General features: G+C 42.1%; 10 protein-coding genes and 2 tRNA genes. 10 read left to right on the top strand and 2 right to left on the bottom strand.

Annotation, left to right across the window (positions count from 1 at the left end):
• Positions 1-20: 20 nt before the first annotated feature.
• The 10 genes from dnaB to rlmH all read left to right on the top strand — a co-directional run bounded on the left by dnaB (position 21) and on the right by rlmH (position 9,793).
• Positions 21-1,409, top strand: coding sequence for a replicative DNA helicase (gene dnaB, locus RZ44_RS07840; RefSeq protein WP_141638999.1), 1,389 nt, complete (start codon positions 21-23; stop codon positions 1,407-1,409).
• A gap of 117 nt (positions 1,410-1,526) precedes the next feature.
• Positions 1,527-2,819 (top strand): adenylosuccinate synthase, encoded by a 1,293-nt coding sequence (locus RZ44_RS07835; protein ID WP_035810162.1) that lies wholly within the window; start codon positions 1,527-1,529, stop codon positions 2,817-2,819.
• 488 nt (positions 2,820-3,307) lie between these two features.
• Positions 3,308-3,379, top strand: a tRNA-Glu gene (locus RZ44_RS07830).
• Positions 3,380-3,413: 34 nt separating this feature from the next.
• Positions 3,414-3,486 (top strand) — tRNA-Asp (locus tag RZ44_RS07825).
• Between the two features lie 119 nt (positions 3,487-3,605).
• Positions 3,606-4,307, top strand: coding sequence for a response regulator YycF (gene yycF, locus RZ44_RS07820; protein WP_035810160.1), 702 nt, complete (start codon positions 3,606-3,608; stop codon positions 4,305-4,307).
• Positions 4,308-6,158 (top strand): cell wall metabolism sensor histidine kinase WalK, encoded by a 1,851-nt coding sequence (gene walK / locus RZ44_RS07815; RefSeq protein ID WP_035810158.1) that lies wholly within the window; start codon positions 4,308-4,310, stop codon positions 6,156-6,158.
• Positions 6,151-7,467 (top strand): YycH family regulatory protein, encoded by a 1,317-nt coding sequence (locus RZ44_RS07810; protein WP_035810156.1) that lies wholly within the window; start codon positions 6,151-6,153, stop codon positions 7,465-7,467. The genes walK and RZ44_RS07810 overlap by 8 nt, the downstream gene beginning before the upstream one ends.
• On the top strand, positions 7,467-8,204 hold the full coding sequence (gene yycI, locus RZ44_RS07805; RefSeq protein ID WP_035810154.1) for a two-component system regulatory protein YycI: 738 nt from the start codon (positions 7,467-7,469) through the stop codon (positions 8,202-8,204). Before RZ44_RS07810 ends, yycI begins: the two co-directional genes overlap by 1 nt.
• 5 nt (positions 8,205-8,209) lie before the next feature.
• Complete coding sequence (locus RZ44_RS07800; protein WP_035810152.1) at positions 8,210-8,998, top strand: MBL fold metallo-hydrolase; 789 nt, start codon at positions 8,210-8,212, stop codon at positions 8,996-8,998.
• 315 nt (positions 8,999-9,313) lie between these two features.
• On the top strand, positions 9,314-9,793 hold the full coding sequence (gene rlmH / locus RZ44_RS07795; protein ID WP_035810151.1) for a 23S rRNA (pseudouridine(1915)-N(3))-methyltransferase RlmH: 480 nt from the start codon (positions 9,314-9,316) through the stop codon (positions 9,791-9,793).
• Between the two features lie 144 nt (positions 9,794-9,937).
• On the opposite strand, the gene RZ44_RS07790 is transcribed toward rlmH, so the two are convergent.
• Together RZ44_RS07790 and RZ44_RS07785 are read right to left on the bottom strand one after the other, a co-directional pair.
• Complete coding sequence (locus tag RZ44_RS07790; RefSeq protein WP_035810150.1) at positions 9,938-11,743, bottom strand: M3 family oligoendopeptidase; 1,806 nt, start codon at positions 11,741-11,743, stop codon at positions 9,938-9,940.
• A 276-nt stretch (positions 11,744-12,019) separates the two neighbouring features.
• The gene (locus RZ44_RS07785) at positions 12,020-14,149 is read right to left on the bottom strand and encodes a bifunctional glycosyltransferase/CDP-glycerol:glycerophosphate glycerophosphotransferase (protein ID WP_035810148.1); all 2,130 of its coding nucleotides are present in this window, start codon (positions 14,147-14,149) and stop codon (positions 12,020-12,022) included.
• Positions 14,150-14,165: the final 16 nt, after the last annotated feature.

The following is a 14,165-nucleotide window of genomic DNA, read 5'->3' as shown; positions in this document are numbered from 1 at the left end:
AATAGAAGGAGGAATCGATAATGGAAATGAATCGCCAAATGCCGCATGATAATGATGCAGAACAATCGGTACTTGGGGCAATCTTTATCGATTCCTCCATTTTTTTAAGTGTCACTGAAATTATTACGCCTGAAGATTTTTATCGTCCGGAACATCAGCAGATTTTCCGTGCGATGATGCTCCTGTCGGAAGAAAACGCGGAACTGGATGTCGTAACGATTACCGACAGGCTCCGCAGTATGGACGAACTCAACAATACGGTGAACCCGCGCTATCTGGCGGAGCTGTCGAACGTTACACCGACGAGCCGCAACTGGCAGTTTTACGCGGACATTATCGCCCGTCAGTCGCTACGCCGCAAACTCATCGGTGTGGCTGATGAAATTGCGAGCGACGGCTTCCAGAACGAAGTGGACATTAACGAGCTGCTTGCTGAAGCTGAAGCGCGTATTATGGGCGTGTCCGAAGGACGCCGCAGCGACGGTTTTAAATCGATGAAAGAAGTCGTGCACGAAGTTTACGAACAAATTGAGGCACTGGCCGGAAATGATACGGGTATTACCGGCATTCCGACCGGCTTCCGCGATCTCGATTATATGACATCGGGCTTCGGACGAAACGACTTAATTATATTAGCCGCCCGCCCTTCCATGGGTAAGACGGCATTTGCATTAAATATTGCCGGGCATGTCGGCACGTCACCGGACGGCTACACTGTAGCGGTTTTCTCACTTGAGATGGGTGCCGACCAGCTCGTCAGCAGAATGATTTCCAGTCAGGGTATGATCGATGCAACGAAGCTCCGTCAGGGCTCGCTCGACCACCAGGACTGGGATAACTTTACAACAGCAATCGGAACTCTTGCCAACTCGAAGATTTTTATCGATGACTCGGCAGGTATCCGCGTGAACGAAATCCGTGCGAAATGTCTGCGCTTAAAGCAGGAACACGGGCTAGATATGGTTATCATTGACTACCTGCAGCTGATTCAGGGCTCGGGCAGCCGTCAGGGTGAAAACCGTCAGCAGGAAGTTTCGGAAATTTCCCGTATGCTGAAAGGGCTCGCACGTGAAATGCAGTGTCCGGTAATCGCACTGAGCCAGCTGTCCCGTAGTGTTGAATCCCGTCAGGACAAACGTCCGATGATGAGTGACCTGCGTGAGTCGGGCTCAATTGAGCAGGATGCCGATATCGTGGCATTCCTGTACCGCGATGACTATTACAACCGCGGCGACGGCGAAGAGGAAGAAGAAGGCGCACAGAGCGTGCAGGATGAAATTGAGATTATTTTAGCGAAGCACCGTAACGGTCCGACAGGGACGGTTAAATTAATCTTCAATAAATCCTACAGCAGCTTTTTTGACCAGGATACACGTGATTTTGACGATAATTATATACCACCGGCTTAAAAGTCCGAATGTTTTTCGAGCACCCCTTGAAAAACGTTCGGACTTTTATTGATTTTTGAAATGTTTATTGGTAACATAGGTAACGGTAAAATTAATCAATCATTTGGGGGCAATCATATGTCTGGAACAGTAGTTGTTGGAACACAATGGGGAGACGAAGGTAAAGGTAAAATTACAGACTTCCTCTCGGAAGATGCACACGTTATTGCACGATTTTCAGGTGGAAACAACGCAGGTCATACGATTCAATTCGGCGGGGAAACATATAAATTACACCTCGTACCATCAGGTATTTTCTACGATGATAAACTTTCTTTAATCGGTAACGGAGTCGTTGTTGACCCATTATCACTGATCAAAGAGCTGGACGGACTGCTTGAACGCGGTATCAGAGTGGACAACCTACGCATTTCAAATCGTGCACAGGTTATTCTGCCGTACCACATTACGCAGGATGAGCTCGAAGAAGAAGCACGCGGCGATAACAAAATCGGCACGACGAAACGCGGAATCGGTCCATCGTACGTGGACAAAGTTCAGCGCATCGGTATCCGCATGGCTGATCTTATTGACGATAAAGTGTTCAGAGAACGTCTGGAAGAAAACCTTAAACTGAAAAATCACATGCTGAAAGCATTATACGATCACGAAAGATTTACATTCGATGAAATCTACGAGCCGTATAAAGCAGCTGCAGAACGTCTTGCACCATATGTGTGTGATACTGCGAAACTTCTGGATGATGCATTTACAGCAGGCGAAAATGTACTGTTTGAAGGCGCTCAGGGCGTTATGCTGGACGTTGACCACGGAACATACCCGTTCGTTACATCGAGCAACCCGGTAGCCGGAAACGTTACTGTCGGCTGCGGTGTCGGCCCGTCACACGTTAAAAACGTTGTAGGTGTATGTAAAGCATATACATCACGCGTTGGAGACGGCCCGTTCCCTACTGAACTGTTTGACGAAGACGGTCACCATATCCGTGAAGTCGGCCGCGAATACGGTACGACAACAGGCCGGCCGAGACGTGTCGGCTGGTTTGACTCAGTTGTAGTCCGCCACTCAAGACGCGTAAGCGGAATTACGGACCTGTCACTGAACTCAATCGATGTAATGAGCGGACTGAAAACAGTTAAAATCTGTACAGCTTATGAAATCGACGGCAAGGAAATTACAGAGTACCCGGCGACGCTGGAAGACTTAAAACGCGCGAAGCCAATCTATAAAGAAATGCCCGGCTGGTCAGAAGACATCACAGGTGTTAAAACACTCGAAGAACTTCCGGAAAACGCATATAACTACCTGCGTGAAATTGAGAAGCTGTGCGGTGTGAAAGCATCGATCTTCTCAGTCGGACCGGACAGAAACCAGACAAACCTGCTGAAGAATTTCTGGAACGGAAAATAATATTATTGCATGAGGCAATTGGAACACCGGACATTTTTGATGTCCGGTGTTTTTTTGTCGGGTCAGTGCGTTTTGTCCGCAATGAGCGGTTGTCATTCCCGAGCAAGCACGTTTTCTCCGCAATGAGCGCCCCTCATTCATGGGCAAGCGCGTTTTGTCCGCAATGAGCGCCTCTCATTCCCGGGCAAGCGCGTTTTTCTCCGCAATGAACGCTGCTCATTCCCGGATAAGCGCGTGTTTCTCCGCAATGAGCGCCCCTCATTCATGGGCAAGCGCGTTTTGTCCGCAATGAGCGCCCCTCATTCCCGGATAAGCGCGTTTCCTCCGCAATGAGCGCCTCTCATTCCCGAGCAAGCGCGTGTTTCTCCGCAATGATCACCCTACTCCCCATAATTCTGCATACCAGACAAATATTGCAAAAAAGTCTTGTATTCAAATTCACAATCATGTTATAATAAATCTTGTGCAAAACGCATATTAGTCATTATGGCCCGTTGGTCAAGCGGTTAAGACACCGCCCTTTCACGGCGGTAACACGGGTTCGAGTCCCGTACGGGTCACTTTTCTTTTCAGCATTACAATTGTATATAAACTGGTCCCGTGGTGTAGCGGTTAACATGCCTGCCTGTCACGCAGGAGATCGCGGGTTCGATTCCCGTCGGGACCGTCTGATAAAGTCTCCAGCATTTATGCTGGCAGACTTTTTTATTTGTCCAAAAAGTGATACATTTAAAGATGGATAAGTTTATGTACAAAATATGTACACGCGAAATGAGGGACATCTAAATGGCCAAGAAAATAGTTGTTGTTGATGATGAAAAACCAATTGCAGATATACTCGAGTTTAATTTAGAAAAAGAAGGTTACGAAGTTCACTGTGCCTACGACGGTAATGATGCACTGGACCTGATACTGGACATAGTGCCGGATCTTGTTCTGCTGGACATTATGCTGCCGGGCATCGACGGTATGGAAGTATGCCGTGAAGTTCGTAAGAAACACGATATGCCGATTATTATGCTTACTGCCAAAGATTCCGAAATAGATAAAGTGCTGGGTCTTGAACTTGGTGCAGATGATTATGTAACAAAACCTTTCTCAACGCGCGAATTAATCGCACGTGTGAAAGTGAATTTAAGACGCAATAATACGGTAAGTACGAAAGAAGACGAGCCGGAAGATAAAAATATATATATCAGGGATATTACTGTTATCCCCGACTCTTACGCGATTAAAAAGTTCGGTAAAGATATCGATTTGACACATCGCGAGTTTGAGCTGTTCCTGTACCTGGCTAAACACAAATCGCAGGTAATGACGCGCGAGCATCTGCTTGAAACTGTATGGGGCTATGACTACTTTGGTGATGTGCGTACAGTCGATGTTACTGTACGACGCCTGAGGGAAAAAATCGAAGATGATCCAAGTCATCCGGAGTACATCATGACACGCCGCGGCGTCGGGTATTTTATTAAAGGTGATGACTAGATGAAGCAGTTTTTAAAAAACCTGCAGTCGCTCCAGTTTAAGCTGGTCATGATATACATGCTGCTGATTATTATCGGTATGCAGATTATCGGACTTTACTTTACGAACAGTCTGGAGCGGGATTTAACGGGGAACTTTAAAAATAATATCGATTCCCAGGTCACTCTGATCGATACACGTATTCAGGAGATTTTTCAGGAAACGGGTGATGACCGTGAACAGATGAGAGCAGAGATTCAAAATCTGCTGGCTGATTACGGCAACCGTCCTGAAATAGACGAGATCCGTTATATTAACGCGGATAATATTCTCGTCGGCACGAGCAGAATTTCGAATGAATCGCTCGTCGGTTCACGCATTAATGAACCAATGTCACAGGACGCACTGGAGTCCGGTATTGCAAACGATGAAATTTTTGTTAACGTCGACAAAGACAATCAGCGAGTATGGATAATGAACCAGCCGGTCGTAGTAAATGATGAAGTGGCTGGTGTTATTTACGTTGAGTCAAATGTCGAAAGTATATACATGCAGCTTGAAGCGATTAATAATACATTTATTATCGCAACGCTGTTCTCATTAGTGATTACGAGTATACTCGGTATCTTTGTCGCGCGAACGATTACGAAGCCGATTACGGATATGAGAAACCAGGCGCTTCTGATGTCTGAAGGTGACTATACATCGCGTGTACAGATCTACAGCGATGATGAAATCGGTCAGCTGGCAGGCAGCTTCAACATTCTGTCAAAAAGAGTGCAGGAAGCCCAGGCCAATACTGAAAGTGAGAAAAAACGTCTCGATTCGGTAATTACCCACATGTCGGACGGAATCATTGCGACTGACAGAAAAGGACGTATCCGCATCGTCAACGAAATGGCGGTCGGTATGCTGAACCTCGATCTGCAGTCGGACGAACTGCACGGTAAAAACATGCTGGAACTGCTGCGTCTCGGTGAAGAGCTGAACCTTGAAGACATTATTCAGGAAGCAAACGACAGCCATTTAATCTTTATCGATACTGCAGATGAAAGAACGACGTTACGTGTGAACTTCTCCACTATCGTTACAGACACCGGATTTATCAACGGTTATATCGCTGTACTGCATGACGTTACAGAACAGGAAAGAATCGATGCGGAACGCCGTGAGTTCGTTGCGAACGTATCGCACGAGCTGCGTACTCCGCTGACGTCGATGCGGAGTTATATTGAAGCGCTGCAAGAAGGTGCATGGCAGGATGAAGAGATTGCGCCGAAGTTCTTAAGCGTTACCCGTGCAGAGACGGACCGCATGGGCCGTTTAGTTGAGGATCTGCTGCAGCTGTCACGTATGGATAACGATGCGGAAGAAATTCAAAAAGAAGTCGTGGATTTCAAGCTCTTCATTAACCGTATTATCGACCGTTTTGAAATGACGCATAAGGACGAGGTTGTGTTTACACGTCACATTCCGGACGCTCCCCTGTTCACTGATATTTCTGTGGATAAAATGGGTCAGGTGCTGGATAACGTCCTGTCGAATGCAATTAAATATCAGCACGGAGATCCGAAACGCGTTGATATTCATTTAAAACAAAACACATTGTACAATCGTATGACTATCCGTATTAAAGACTACGGGCTCGGCATACCGAATAATAAAGTTGACCGTATTTTTGACCGCTTTTACCGCGTGGATAAAGGCCGTGCACGTAAGATGGGCGGTACCGGTCTCGGACTTGCGATTTCCAAGGAAATTATCGAAGCGCATAATGGTAAAATCTGGGCGAACAGCGTAGAAAATGAAGGGACAACTATCTTTATCAACTTACCGTGTGAAGTGATAGAGGAGGATGAGTGGGATGTATAAAGAATGGTTTAAATCCATCCTGTTAATCGCTATTGTCGCTTCGAGTGCGATACTCACCTACCTCGTCTGGAGCTATGAGCCTGAGTTCTCCCAGATCGATACGACAATCGAAGGCACGACGAACATCAGTCAGGGAGAACGCGTGTCGTTCGAACAGGTGATGAGTACGTACCAGATGGTCTGGATACAGGGTGAGAACAATACGAGAGGCACGACGGATCCACGGGCATTAATCGGGATCCGTGAGCATCTCGACGGTTCAAGTGTTGTCAGTATGAACGTCTACAACAATCTGAACAGGCTGGATGTCAGGGGTGAAGAGAGTAATGATGAGGAATTCCTCTTAATCGATTATTACTCGGACGTCCCTTCGAAGTCACTGTTTATGATGCTCGGACTGTCTCACGAACCGACACTCCCGGACTTTACTTTCGACCGCATTGTGGTGGATATGAAGGAAGGAAATGTTGTCTTTAACTTAATCGATGAAAACCGTTCGAGAGTTGCAGTCGTTGAAACGAGTATTACTGCAGACTTCCTGAAAGGACACGTCGAATCGTACAGCGACATCTTTGAAGCATACACGCCGATTATTACCAATCAGCGGACATCGAACAATAAGACGGCAATTTATGGTCCGTCATCACCGGGCTCGAGCAGAACGGAGCGCTTCATGATCAGTCAGGTAAATGCTGATGTTTTGAACCGTATACTGTTTTTGAATTCGCCGGAAGAAAGCCCGTCATCAGGTGATGTGGCTATTTACGAAGATGAGAACCATATCGCAACATACAATTCGGAGACGTATCAGTACAATTATACGAATCTGAATGAATCGAGCGCATCAAGCGGTAATAATCACCAGACGATTCAGGATATATACTACTTCCTGAACTCGCATAACGGACTGTCGACCAGCAACGTACTGTTCGATTACGATGCTGGAGAAAATGCAGCAACATTCCGCTCTACTTTAAATGGACGCGTTATTTTCAGTGAAGGACTGAGCAGTGCAATTACTGTGAAGTACGGCAGAAATGCGGTTTATGAATATACGCGCCCGCTGATCCGTACGAATGCGAAAGTATCGGATGAAGAAGAAGTGGAACTGCTGGATATTGAAACAGTCCGCTACCAGATTGCGCTGCACGATAAGTTCGATCTGCAGAAAGTATCGAAGATTGTACTCGGTTATGATATGACTTATGCTGACGATCAAACGGATGTCGAATTTATCGATTACACGCCTCAATGGTACGTGAAATATGACGGTGTCTGGATGAAATTCAACGAAGGAGGACTGTCCTGATGGATTGGAGATTAGCTAAATCCCTTTTTATAGCAGCCTTCCTGCTGATGAATGCGGTGCTTGTGTATATTTTGTATAACGAATCAAACGATGAAGTCAGGGAGTTGTCGGATACGACGAATGCACTGTCGGAAACGAATATTGATACGGGTGCTCTCGACGGTTTTGAAAATGTGAAAATGAAGATTATTATCGGTGAACCCGAGGAACTTGATCACGAAGACGATATGTCCGAAGAAGAAATGGTGCTGACACTGCCGATTGAAGAGCCGGTGACTTTTGCACCGGAAGGCTTAAAGACTTACAAAGACAATTCAATTTACAGAGGCGGCGAATACCATTATGATGAAGTAATGAGTCAGCCGGATACGATAACATTTAATCAGTATTATGATGGATATCCGATATTCAGCCACGAAGCAGCACGGCTGTACTTCAGCGAAGAATCAGCAACAGTGACTCAGGGTTATGTAGAGAATATCGAGAAAAGCGACTATGCTGTGGAACAGCATGTGCGCCATCCGAAAATCATAGTGGAAGAACTTTATCTGCAGGGCAATATTACTGATAACGCAGTAATAGAAAGCGCGAAGCTCGGCTACTACATCATTTTGGAAGAAAACGACCGGGTGATGATGCGTCCGAAATGGCAGTTTGAAATTACTGATGAGGACATTGAACGTATACTGTATGTCGATGCACTGAGTCAGACAGAAGATATTATTGAAAGAGAGTGAACGGAATGAAGATGAGCGTATTAGCAAGCGGCTCAACAGGCAACAGTACATTCATTGAAACAGAAAAAGGAAGTGTACTTGTAGACGTCGGGCTGTCATGTAAGAAAACTGATGAAACGCTCAATCAAATAGGTAAATCACTCCAGGATATAAATGCGATTTTCATTACACATGAGCATGTAGACCATATTAAAGGCTTAAAAGTGATTGCCAAGAAATACGATATACCTATTTATGCCAATGAGAAGACATGGAATGCTATTGAGCGTAAAGATATCATTATCAACACGGACCAGAAATTCCACTTCAATCCGCTTGAAGAAAAAGAAATACTCGGTTTGAACGTCCAGTCATTTAACGTATCGCACGATGCGATAGATCCGCAGTTCTATACATTCACGAAAGACAGCAAGAAAATATCGCTTATAACGGATACAGGATACGTCTCAGACACGATGAAGGGTATTATCAAGGAAAGTGATGTGTTTCTGTTTGAATCGAACCACGACGTGGATATGCTCCGTATGGGAAGATATCCGTGGAATACGAAGCAGAGAATACTTTCTGACGTCGGTCACGTATCAAACGAAGATGCAGCACATGCGATGAAAGACGTTATAACGGGCAATACAAAACGTATTTATTTAGGACATTTAAGTCTGGATAATAACATTAAAGAGCTGGCACGTATGAGTGTTGAACAGATTCTGAATCAGTACGACATCGATACGCACAACGATATAATGATATGCGATACAGATAAGGCAGTTCCGACGGAAATATATCAGCTTTAATAAGAAGACCAAATTGTGGGAAAATCATCGCAATTTGGTCTATTTTTGTGGTTTTAAACAAGTTATCCACAGGTTTGGTGATAAGATGTGTATAAGTTGGATGAAACCGTTGATAAGTGTGTGGATTGTGGGAAAATACATGAATTATGCAGAAATCAGAGTGAAAAAAGGGGATAATGGTGCGGTTTATGATTAAAAAGTTATCAACAGCCTGTGGATAACTGGTGTATAACTAATAAAATTGCAGTAATTATACGAATTTGTCCACAGTTCTGTATAATTGGAAATAATACTTCAAAAGTAAGGGTGAAACAGATGAAACTGACAATGATTACAGTAGGAAAACTGAAAGAAAAATACTGGCTGGAAGCAGTTAAGGAATATAAAAAGAGAATAAGTAAATATGCAAAAATAGAGCTGATAGAAGTCGCGGATGAGAAAGAACCGAATAATGCGGGAGCGAAAGATCTGGAGCAGATCAAAGATAAAGAAGCAGAGAGAATTTTATCGAAAATAAAAGATACGCAGCATGTCGTGACTTTGGAAATACACGGCAAGCAGTATACGAGTGAAAAACTGGCGCAGGAATATCAGCGCTGGATGAATACGGGGAAAAGTGATGTCGTGTTTGTGATCGGCGGGAGTAACGGTATCGGAAATACGGTGAAAAAGCGAAGCAATCAGGAAATCAGTTTTGGCACCCTCACCTACCCGCATCAGATGATGAAAGTGATGATGCTGGAGCAGCTGTTCAGAGTGAATAAGATATTGAGGAATGAAAATTATCATAAATAGATAAAATATAACTATTTAATAATATTATCATGATATATATAAGATTTGAGCTCGGTATTCTACCGAACTCAAACCTTAGAAGTTATCTAAAACTATTTTTTAAATTCATGGTGTCAGCTTATAGATGGGCTTATCATTTATAAATTAAACATATGATTCTGTTAGCTCTAAAAATTCTTCAATATCTTTATGCACTGAATCCAGTGCTTCCTGCCAGAAGTCTGGTTTTCTCAGGTCAACATTTAAGTGCTTTTCAGCAAGGTCTTCAGTAGTCATGCTCGCAGTATCGCGAAGAAGTGCAATATAGTCATCTTCAAGTAACGTTTCGTCTTCTAAGAAACGGTTGTATATACCTAAGCTGAAAAAGTATCCAAATGTATAGGGGAAGTTATAGAATGGTACACCTGTAATATGAAAATGTAACTTTGTTGCCCAGAACATTGGATGGTATGAACGAAGTGCATCTTGATAGGCTTCTTTCTGTGCTTCTTCCATCAGTTCTTGCAGTCTGTTGCTGTCTACAGTTCCTTGTTGGCGTTCATTATATAAATTGCGTTCAAAGATATAGCGTGCATGGATATTCATCATAAAAGTCGCACTTCTAGCAATTTTTTCATCTAGTAAGTTGATTTTTTCTGCATTGGATCTTGCATTTTCAATCGTTGCGTTTGAAACGACAAGTTCTGCAAATGTAGAAGCTGTTTCTGCAACGTTCATTGCGTAACGTTGGTTAAATAGTGGTAAATCACGCAGGACATAACTATGGAATGCGTGTCCGAGTTCATGTGCGAGTGTTGACACGTTGCTTGTGCTACCGGCAAACGTCATAAAAATACGTGACTGTTTAGATTCAGGAAGATTTGAACAGTATCCACCAGGACGTTTTCCTGGACGATCTTCCGCTTCAATCCACTGCTCTTCAAAAGCTCGATGTGCCATCTCTGCCATTTTTGGACTGAATGATTTAAAGTTATCGATAATAAACGTTGCTGCTTCATTGTAAGTATACCGCTTGTTCGTATAATCACCTACGTCAACACTTGCTGTAACATCAAGCCATCCTAATTGATCAACACCAATTAGTTGCGCCTTTCGTTCAAAGTACTTTTTGAAAGGTGCTTTATTTTTTGTAATAGTATCCCACATCGTATCGAGTGTTTCTTCTTCCATACGGTTGTAGTCTAGTGGTACTTTCATATAATCTTTATAGTCGTGAAGTTCATAGTCGTTTAAACGGAATCCTGATAAATGATTTAGCGTTGTAGAGAATAAATCAGCTTTTTTCTTCCATGTTTCTTCCCAAGTTTTTAAAAGTTTTTCACGATGTTTTGGATTTTCTTCTGACTTCATCTTGTTTTCAAATTGACCAGCTGAATAATAAACGGTTTCATTATCTTCAGTTACCGGAATTTGAATAGAAGCGACGAGTTGATTGTACATATTATTCCAGCCCTGTAAGCCGTCTAGTGACAAATGATTGATGATTGTTTCTTCTTGAGTTGATAGTAAATCTTTTTCTTTTTGTCGTATTTCTTCTAACGGGAAATGCATCGGTTTAAAGAAATCTTCCTCTAACAGCTTGCTAAATTGATCTTCAGTCAGTGCACTGATCTTTTTATTTAAAATAATATTCTGTGATGAGAGGTCTTTACGTAAGTTCGCAACCGCATTTAAATTCTGCATTGCTTTTTGATCGGTAACATCTGCAGATACTAAACCATTCGCAAAACTCCCCATCTCACCAAGCGCGTTTGAAATTTTTTCATAGTTTTGTAAGATTCCTTTCAGTGACGTAAAATCATTTGAATGTTCGTCCAGCTCCCAATTATCGAGTTCGTGAGAAAAAGCTGTAATACTATCTCTTACTTCTGATAATCGTTTTTGGAAAGCTTCAGATCCACTTCCACCAGGAAATATACTCTCCATATCCCATTTTTCTTTGTAGTTCATCAATTACCTTCCTCTCTAAATTAAAACTGTATTTATTTTTATCATACAGGAAATGAATGTAGAGAAACATTAATCACGCTGATATACATTATTAGTCCGAGCATGCACCTATGCTAAACGATAAAGCAGGAACAATATTTGTAGAATTTAAACTAATAAGAAAATGCGATTTTAATTAACACAGCAAGAGTTAGGATTGTAGATGAGATGACTCTTGTTGAATACTGTAGCAAAAAGACGGGGCTAATCTAAATTAGCCCCGTCTTTTCTAAGTGTTTATTTTTCGAATACTGCATCAACAACTTTTTCTGATGATCTTCCATCATCCCAGCTGCAGAATCTTTCATAAAATTCGTTATACCGCTCTTTGTATTTCTCAGTAACTTCATCGATATTTTCAATCGCATTCATTATGTCATCATTGTTCATGAGCAATGGGCCTGGCAGTTCCGTCTCCATGTCGATGTAAAAACCGCGCAGTTGTCCCTGATATTTTTTAATGTCATAAGTAAAGAACAATATCGGACGTTTCAGGTTGGCATAATCAAAGAATACTGATGAATAGTCAGTGATGAGAATATCAGACATCAAGTACAGTTCACTGACATCACTGTATTTTGAAACATCGTATGCAAAATCTTCTAAGCCTGTTAAGTCGATGTTGGAGGCAACAAGGTAATGCATTCTGAGCAGGACGATGTACTCATCTCCAAATTGTTCTTTCATCCTGTGAAGATCGAGTTTCAGATTGAATTTGTACTTCCCAACTTTGAAATATTCATCATCGCGCCATGTAGGTGCGTATAGAATGACTTTCTTATTAGTTGGTATCTGGTTTATTCTTTTCAGTCCGTTGATGGTTTCTTTATCATTATGGTTTGTTAAAATATCATTTCTTGGATACCCGGTTGGAAGCATTGTGTTATTGAACCAAAACGCTCTTCTGAAGATTTCAGCAGAATACTGGTTAGGTGCAATCAAATAGTCCCATTTATCAGTTTCATGGTTAAAGTTTTTCTTATACCGTTCAGCATTGGTACCTGGCATATGGACATCGTCCATGTCGCCGGCAAGTCTTTTAAGCGGCGTACCATGCCAAGTCTGGAGATATGATTGTTCTTCCCTTTTGATGTATTTGTTTGGCATTCTTACATTGCTGACGATATATTTTGCTCTTGCAAGATAGTAATAATATTTGAGTGAGAATCGTTTAACAGTTTCAGGGTTTCCTGGTATCTTGTACGACTCGTTCATAACCCATACGAATTTATAGTTACTTTTGTTCTTAAGCATGTATTCATAGATATATTTAGGACTGTCAGAATAAGCTTTACCCTGGAAACTTTCAAAAAGAACAAGATTATCTTTGATATCTAAGTTATTAAATACACGTTTATAAAGTAATTCTTTTCGGCCTTTCCTGGAAGTAATACCATTTTTAATGTCTCTCAGAAAATGGTTGAAATTGCTTAGTTTCCGGAAGTTGTTTATCTTGTTTGATTTTATTGCTTTGACATCATTTTTCAGGATAAAATCTTTGTTACTCAGTCGATCCGGGTCAATTTTATTTATACTTTCCACAAGGCCGGAAAAATAATAATCGATGGTGGCATCAGCTTTAAATTCGGTCACCAAACGTTTTCTATAGAAGTTCAGGAGTTTGTCATCCAGATATTTTTGTCCTTCCTCACTCAAATCATCTGTTCTCAGCTGGTTATAGACACCAAAGAGATCAGGTGCGAGCTGTTTTAGGGAAGACTGTCTAAGAGAGGGGTTATTAATTGGGTCGTTTCCTCTTCTTCTGAAATAGATTGCTTCGTAAGAATAAGGTATTACCTCAACTTCTTCCATTAATGGAATCATGAATGTAAGATCAGAATAAGTTTTGAATTGTTCGGAAAACCTTAGATTCATGCTGTCTATGAATTTTTTTGAAATCAGGTAGTTAATTGCTGACTCTGTTCTGAGTAAGTCGTGTCTTTTGTCTGAATACATTTTTATTTCATTTGTACCAGGCAGTACGATGGCAAAGCTGGTGCTGAAATCCGTCGATTTCATTCTCCCCCGTATTATCGGAAATTCTCCGATATTATCATGCAGCAGCTGCAGTATGTTTTCGGATACATAATCGTCGCTGTCGAGGAAGTATACATAATCGCCTTTTGCTTCTTCAATACCGATATTGCGTGCAGCACCTACATAAATATCTGCGGGAGTATTAATAAATCTGTATCTGTCATCATCCAGGTATTCATCATTAACGACTCTTTTCAATGCATCTATATCCGAGTGGAGTACCAGTACTTCAAAATTTGTGTATTTCTGGTTTTTTAATGATTCTAAAGCAGTATTTATATATTTTTCATTTTTTTCTGCTGGAGTGATTACGGAAATTAGGTTATTCATGATTATTGTTCCTTTC

The organism is Jeotgalicoccus saudimassiliensis (assembly GCF_000756715.1).
In the GTDB taxonomy this organism is placed as follows: Bacteria; Bacillota; Bacilli; order Staphylococcales; family Salinicoccaceae; genus Jeotgalicoccus; species Jeotgalicoccus saudimassiliensis.
Note: the sequence above shows the minus strand (reverse complement) of the source record. Positions and strands in the feature narration are given on the sequence as shown.